Origin of the sequence: Myxococcus stipitatus DSM 14675 (assembly GCF_000331735.1) — a bacterium.
GTDB lineage: Bacteria > Myxococcota > Myxococcia > Myxococcales > Myxococcaceae > Myxococcus > Myxococcus stipitatus.
In genome coordinates this window covers 6,628,016-6,635,000 of record NC_020126.1, presented here as the reverse complement: position 1 = coordinate 6,635,000, position 6,985 = coordinate 6,628,016, and the positions used below count along the sequence as shown (strand labels likewise).

Annotated in this window: 1 protein-coding gene, 2 tRNA genes and 2 rRNA genes (1 of these 5 only partly in view); all 5 read left to right on the top strand. The window is 60.6% G+C overall.

Annotation, left to right across the window (positions count from 1 at the left end):
* Nucleotides 1-11: transfer RNA gene (locus MYSTI_RS25580), tRNA-Ile, on the top strand (it extends 66 nt beyond the left edge of the window).
* Between the two features lie 57 nt (nt 12-68).
* Nucleotides 69-141: transfer RNA gene (locus MYSTI_RS25575), tRNA-Ala, on the top strand.
* Nucleotides 142-413: 272 nt separating this feature from the next.
* Nucleotides 414-3,375 (top strand): 23S ribosomal RNA (locus tag MYSTI_RS25570).
* 163 nt (nt 3,376-3,538) lie between these two features.
* Nucleotides 3,539-3,655, top strand: a 5S ribosomal RNA gene (gene rrf / locus MYSTI_RS25565).
* Nucleotides 3,656-3,984: 329 nt separating this feature from the next.
* Nucleotides 3,985-6,891 (top strand): serine/threonine protein kinase, encoded by a 2,907-nt coding sequence (locus MYSTI_RS25560; RefSeq protein ID WP_015350699.1) that lies wholly within the window; start codon nt 3,985-3,987, stop codon nt 6,889-6,891.
* The last annotated feature ends 94 nt before the right edge of the window (nt 6,892-6,985 follow it).

Genomic DNA, 6,985 nt, shown 5'->3' with positions numbered 1-6,985 from the left:
TAGGCCCACCATTTCCGCGGGACTCCACGGAAAGCGGTGACGCAACCAGCATGATGGCCCGGACTCACGGGGCTGTAGCTCAGTTGGGAGAGCGCTAGCTTTGCAAGCTAGATGTCGTCGGTTCGATTCCGTCCAGCTCCACACGAATTTCTCCAGAAGTAGGGAGAGCGTTCTTTGACAAGTGCATACGAAGGGTAAGTTGCAATTTCTGCTGAGTAACAAGTTCTCGCAGAACGCAGCTCACTCCCACCGAAACCGACGCCGTGAGGCGAAGGCGAGGTTGCGAGAGTGGCTGTGAACTACAAGCGAAATAGTGAATTCTTCCGGGCCTGCTGCGAAGAGCAGGGGTCTGGGCCTTGGTTTCGAGTTTCGACAATCCGCCGGGAGGCGGGCGTTGGACAAGAGATTAGGGCAAGTAAGCTACTAAGGGCGTGCGGTGGATGCCTAGGTGCCAAGAGGCGATGAAGGACGCGGGTGGCTGCGAAAAGCTTCGGGGAGCTGTCAACCAAGCGTTGATCCGGAGATGTCCGAATGGGGAAACCCAGCACTGCGAATAGCGGTGTTACCTCTCACTGAATACATAGGTGAGATGGAGCTAACCAGGGGAAGTGAAACATCTCAGTACCCTGAGGAAGAGAAAACAACGAGTGATTCCCAAAGTAGCGGCGAGCGAAATGGGAGAAGCCCAAACCGAAGTCACGCAAGTGGCTTCGGGGTAGTGGGTCCACGGTAGGACTTTGACTGGCTAGCGGAAGCCTCTGGAAAGAGGCGCCAAAGAGCGTGATAGCCGCGTACGCGAAAGCTGGTTGGAGCTGAGTGGGTTACCCAAGTAAGACGGGACACGTGCAATCCTGTCTGAATCAGCCGGGACCATCCGGTAAGGCTAAATACTCCTTGGCGACCGATAGTGAACTAGTACCGCGAGGGAAAGGTGAAAAGAACCCCGGCAAGGGGAGTCCAAAGAACCTGAAACCGCATGTCTACAAGCAGTTCGAGCTCTACGGCGCAAGCCAGAGCGAGAGCGTACCTTTTGCATCATGATTCGGCGACTTAATATACGTAGCGAGGCTAAGCCGATAGGTGGAGCCGGAGCGAAAGCGAGTCCTAAAAGGGCGAATAGTTGCGTGTATTATAACCCGAAGCGGGGTGATCTACACATGGCCAGGTTGAAGTGCGGGTAACACCGCATGGAGGACCGAACTCATGAAAGTTGAAAATTTCTGAGATGAGCTGTGTGTAGGGGTGAAAGGCCAATCAAACTCCGTGATAGCTGGTTCTCCCCGAAAGATATTTAGGTATCGGCTCGGACAATTCAATACTGGAGGTAGAGCACTGGAACGGCTAGGGGTCTCACCAGATTACCAAACCGTACCAAACTCCGAATGCCAGTAATTGTTAATCCGGGACGCAGTCAGTGGGTGATAACGTCCATTGGCAAGAGGGGAATAACCCAGACCGACAGCTAAGGCCCCCAAATCTAGTCTAAGTGAACACTAGAAAGGATGTGGCAGGTCATTGACAACCAGGAGGTTGGCTTAGAAGCAGCCATCCTTTAAAGAAAGCGTAATAGCTCACTGGTCAAGACAGGCCGCGCCGAAAATGTAACGGGGCTCAAGACTAGTGCCGAAGCTTCGGGTCACACGTAAAGCGTGTGGCGGTAGGGGAGCGTCCCAGTTGCAGCGAAGGTCGACCGGAAGGGCGGCTGGAGCGACTGGGAGTGCTGATGCCGAAATGAGTAGCGATAAAGGGGGTGAGAAACCCCCTCGCCGTAAACCCAAGGTTTCCTGGGTCAAGTTAATCTTCCCAGGGTTAGCCGGAACCTAAGTCGAGGCCGAAAGGCGTAGATGATGGAAAGCGGGTTAATATTCCCGCGCCATCTTGCAAGCGTTGAACTAAGGGAGGACGGAGAAAGCTAGACGAGCTGACCGGCGGTTGTGTCAGTCTAAAGGCGTAGGGGTGTCGCGTACGAATAAAGGCGCGGCAGTCATCCTCGAGACCTTATGGCGCCCCGTAAGGGGTAAGTCGTTGATGCTCTGCTTCCAAGAAAAGTCCCGTAGGGAGCTTGCAGGGTGTCCGTACCGTAAACCGACACAGGTGGGTGAGGAGAAAATCCTAAGGCGCTTGAGAGAACTCTCCTCCAAGGAACTAGGCAAATTTCCACCGTAACTTCGGAAGAAGGTGGGCCTCTGGTAGGTGAAGGCGTACAGCCGGAGCTGATAGAGGTTGCAGAGAAATGGCGGTAGCGACTGTTTACCAAAAACACAGGACTCTGCGAAGGCGACAAGCCGACGTATAGGGTCTGACTCCTGCCCGGTGCTGGAAGGTTAAGGGGATTCGTCAGCCGCAAGGCGAAGCGATGATCCGAAGCCCCAGTAAACGGCGGCCGTAACTATAACGGTCCTAAGGTAGCGAAATTCCTTGTCGGGTAAGTTCCGACCTGCACGAATGGAGTAACGACTTCCGCGCTGTCTCGGAGAGGGACTCAGCGAAATTGAAATAGCTGTGCCGATGCAGTTTACCCGCAGCAAGACGGAAAGACCCCGTGAACCTTTACTATAACTTGACAGTGACACTAGGGATTGACTGTGTAGGATAGGTGGGAGCCTTTGAAGCCGGGCCGCTAGGTTCGGTGGAGGCACGGTGAAATACCACCCTGTTGATTTCTGGTGTCTAACCATGTCCCGTCAGCCGGGATTGGGACACTGTCTGGTGGGTAGTTTGACTGGGGCGGTCGCCTCCCAAAGAGTAACGGAGGCGCGCGATGGTTCCCTCAGCCCGATTGGAAACCGGGCGGCGAGTGCAATGGCATAAGGGAGCTTGACTGCGAGACGGACACGTCGAGCAGGTGCGAAAGCAGGTCATAGTGATCCGGTGGTCCTGAATGGAAGGGCCATCGCTCAACGGATAAAAGGTACTCCGGGGATAACAGGCTTATCTCCCCCAAGAGTTCACATCGACGGGGAGGTTTGGCACCTCGATGTCGGCTCATCGCATCCTGGGGCTGGAGCAGGTCCCAAGGGTTTGGCTGTTCGCCAATTAAAGCGGTACGCGAGCTGGGTTCAAAACGTCGTGAGACAGTTTGGTCCCTATCTGCTGTGGGCGTAGGATACTTGAGAGGCTCTGACCTTAGTACGAGAGGACCGGGTTGGAGGCACCGCTGGTGTACCAGTTGTCTCGCCAGAGGCATCGCTGGGTAGCCATGTGCCGATTGGATAACCGCTGAAAGCATCTAAGCGGGAAACCGACCTCAAGACCAGGTATCCCGGGCGCAAGCCCCTGAAGACCCGTCGAAGACTACGACGTTGATAGGCTGGGTGTGTAAGCGCGGTAACGCGTTGAGCTAACCAGTACTAATTGGTCGAGAGGCTTACTTCCCCCTATCTCTTGCGCGCCCCCTCAAGGGGAGTAAGGGACTCGGGGCCAAGGCCGAGGCTGGAATGCCACTGTGCATTCCCCCGGAAGAAACACTTAACGCACAGCGAGGCTTGTACTCGCAGAATGCTGCAACTTACCCTTCGTATGCACTGTCTTCTAGTTTTCCGGTGGCAATGTCGGAGGGGTCACACCCGTTCCCATCCCGAACACGGAAGTTAAGCCCTCCAGAGCCGATGGTACTCCGCGGGAAACCGCGTGGGAGAGTAGGTCGCTGCCGGATTCTTTTTGAGAAGCCCTCGTCGCCTCGTGCGACGGGGGCTTTTCTCTTTTCTGGGCCCTGCTTCGGGGCCCTCGCGGCGCCAGGTCCAGGGCCGTTTTCCAGGGCAATTCGGGCCTCCTTGGCGGGTGACGTCCCACATGGGACGCCAGGTCCGTATCTCACTCCCTCAGGAAGGGAGGCTTGGGGTGGCCAAGGTGCTGAATTTCTTGGGGTTTCGGGGGCGTTCAGGTGTTTGACTCGCTAACAGTGCTGGGTCTAGAGTCCACTTCTCCGCCCGGTCTGCGCTCCGCCTGCCGCGGTGCTCACCCCGGCCCCGGACGCTCCACGAGATGAAGAAGCCGACCCTTTTTGGGAAGTACCTGCTCCTCGAGCGCATCAACGTCGGCGGGATGGCCGAGGTTTTCATCGCGAAGGCCTTTGGCGTCGAGGGCTTCGAGCGCATCCTCGCCATCAAGAAGATCCTCCCCACGATGGCGGAGGATGAAGAGTTCATCACGATGTTCATCGACGAGGCGCGGATCAGCGTTCAGCTGAACCACGCCAACATCGTGCACATCCACGAGCTCGGGAAGCACGACGACACCTACTTCATCGCGATGGAGTACGTCGCGGGTCGCGACGTGCGGACCATCTTGGAGCGCTACCGGCGGCGCAAGGAGATCATGCCCACCGCGCAGGCGGTGTTCGTGGCCTCCAAGTTGTGCGACGGCCTGGACTACGCCCACCGCAAGAAGGACGCGCGCGGCCAGGACCTGCACATCATCCACCGCGACGTGTCGCCGCAGAACGTCCTCATCTCCTATGAGGGCGAGGTCAAGGTCATCGACTTTGGCATCGCGAAGGCGGCCAACCGCTCGCAGAAGACGCAGGCCGGAATCCTCAAGGGCAAGTTCGGCTACATGAGCCCGGAGCAGGTCCGGGGCATGCCCATCGACCGGCGAAGCGACATCTTCGCGGTGGGCGTGCTGCTGTACGAAATGCTCACGGGCGAGAAGCTCTTCGTCGGCGAGTCGGACTTCTCCACGCTGGAGAAGGTCCGCAACGCCGATGTGCCGCTGCCGCGCGAGTTCAATCCCAACATCCCGCCCGGCCTGGAGAAGGTCGTCCTCAAGGCGCTCGCGCGCGAGCCCGAGGACCGCTACCAGTGGGGCTCGGACCTCGCCGAGGACCTGATGCGCTTCCTCCTGGCGGGGGATGCTATCTACTCGTCGAAGCACCTGTCCTCGTACATGAAGGAGGCCTTCGCGGAAGACCTCCTCCGCGAGGCGGAGAAGATGGAGCGCTTCGCGGGCATCGAGCGTCCGGATCAAATCGAGACGTCCGGCGTCACCATTCCGCCCGCCGCGCCCAGTCGCCCGAGCGCCAAGCGCTCACCGCCGCCCGCCGTGGTGGTGACCGGGTCTCCCGCGGGACGTGCCATCACGGGGCAGGCGCAGCAGCCTCCCCCGGGCTACATCCCGCCGCCCACCGCGGAAGAGCTCGAGGAGATGGGCGTCGGCGCTGGCGACAAGACGCAGATCGTCGACTCGACCCAGACCTTCATGTCCCCCGAGACGCGTGTCGCCGAGAGCAGCGTGCTCGTGGACGACAGCATCACGGGCCGGTCCGCGAATCCCACCGCTCAAGGGCGGGATGCGGAGCCCTCGGTGCGCCGGGGCAAGAGTGGTCCGAAGTCCCAGGTGGTCATCGCGCCCGACGATGGAGAGCCCTACGGCGGCGCTACCATGATTGGTCCCGCGCCGACGGCGCCTCCGTCGCGCTCGTCCGAGATGGACGAGCCGCCCGAGGAGACCACGGGGAACATCGACCTCCCCGTGAATGCTCGGAGCAGTGCTCGTGCTCCGCAGCGCAATGGCAAGGCCGCTTCGCAGCGTGCGGAGCCCGCATATGACGACGGCCAGCACGACGACGGCGACTACGACACGCACGACGGCTCCTACGACGCGGGCGCCTACACCGATGAACCTCATGGGCAGGATGAGGTCACCGGAGGCTCGCTGACGCCGGCTCCCGCGCCCAAGAAGGGCGCCAAGGCCGCTGCCGCCGCCAAGCCGGTGCCCGCCGCGAAGGTCAAGGCGAACAAGCCCAAGACCTCTTCGGGCAAGCCGTCATTGGCGCAGTCGCTCACGAGCCTTCCGAAGCCGGTGCTCTACGGTTCCGCCGCGGGCATCGCGGTGGTCCTGCTCCTCCTCCTCGTGCTCGCGTTGAAGGGCCCGTCGGGTGAGCAGGTCACCTTCTCGGTGATGCCAACCGAGGGAGCCACCATCGAGGTGAACGGGCAGCTGGTCGAGCCCAACATGCTGCTCTCGCTCCCCGTCGGGGAGTACCAGGTGGTCGCAAAGGCCCCTGGCTTCAAGGCGCAGCAGAAGATCGTGACCGTCGTCGAGGGTGCGCCCCTTGCCGTCTCCTTCAGCCTCGCTCCCGTCACGGACGCCGCGACAGGGGAGCCTCCCTCGCGGCCGACGGAGACCGCGAACGCTGGCACGCAGGAGAACCCCTCGGGGGCGAAGGGCGCCCAGGGACAGACGGGGACGCCCTCCGGGCAGAATCCCGAGCCGGGGACCCCGGTGGCGGAGAACAAGCCGCAGAATCCTCCGCCGTCTCCGGGGCCCGACACGGAGGCAAAGCCTCCCGAGGCCCCCGTGGCGGTCAACAAGCCGCCCGTGGAGAAGCCTGTCGAAAAGCCGGTGGAGCCTCCTCCGGCGCCCGAGCCGAGGAAGCTCGCCGCTGTCTTCGAGGGTGATGACGGCGCTGAGATTGCGGTGAACGGGAAGCGGGTCGGTCTCACCCCGGACGCACGCATGCCCAACCTGGAGGAAGGGAAGACCTACCAGTTCACGGCGAAGCTGGCCGGTTACAAGACCTACTCGGGCAAGTTCGTCGCCAAGGCGAAGGGAGAGGGCGACGAGCTCACCGTGTCCTTCGCGCTCGCCAAGGTGGAGGAGGTCGTTCGTGCGGAACCGACCCCTCCCAAGCCTCCTCCGGCGCCTGCTCCCACTCCGAAGTCCAAGGCCACGGGAACGCTGGCGTGCAGCACGAAGCCCGCGGGTGCCGAAATCCTGGTTGATGGCAAGAAGACAGGGCGTCAGACGCCCGTCACGCTCGGCAGCCCGTTGGTGCTCCCAGTGGGCAAGCGGAAGATCTCCTTCCGACTCAATGGGAAGACGACGAAGCCGACTGTTGTCGTGATCTCCGAGGGTAAGCTGGAGAAGTTGGTCAACATTGCCATCGAGTGACAAGTCGGGCAGGCGGCGTCGGCGTCGATTTGTTGAATGATTCAGGGCCGGGCGGGATATGACGCCCGGCCTACGACGCTACATGCTGAGGTGA

Bases quoted from the DNA above. Each gene is read 5' to 3' on its own strand.
- MYSTI_RS25560 (WP_015350699.1), top strand. From the start codon at position 3,985: ATGAAGAAGCCGACCCTTTTTGGGAAGTACCTGCTCCTCGAGCGCATC.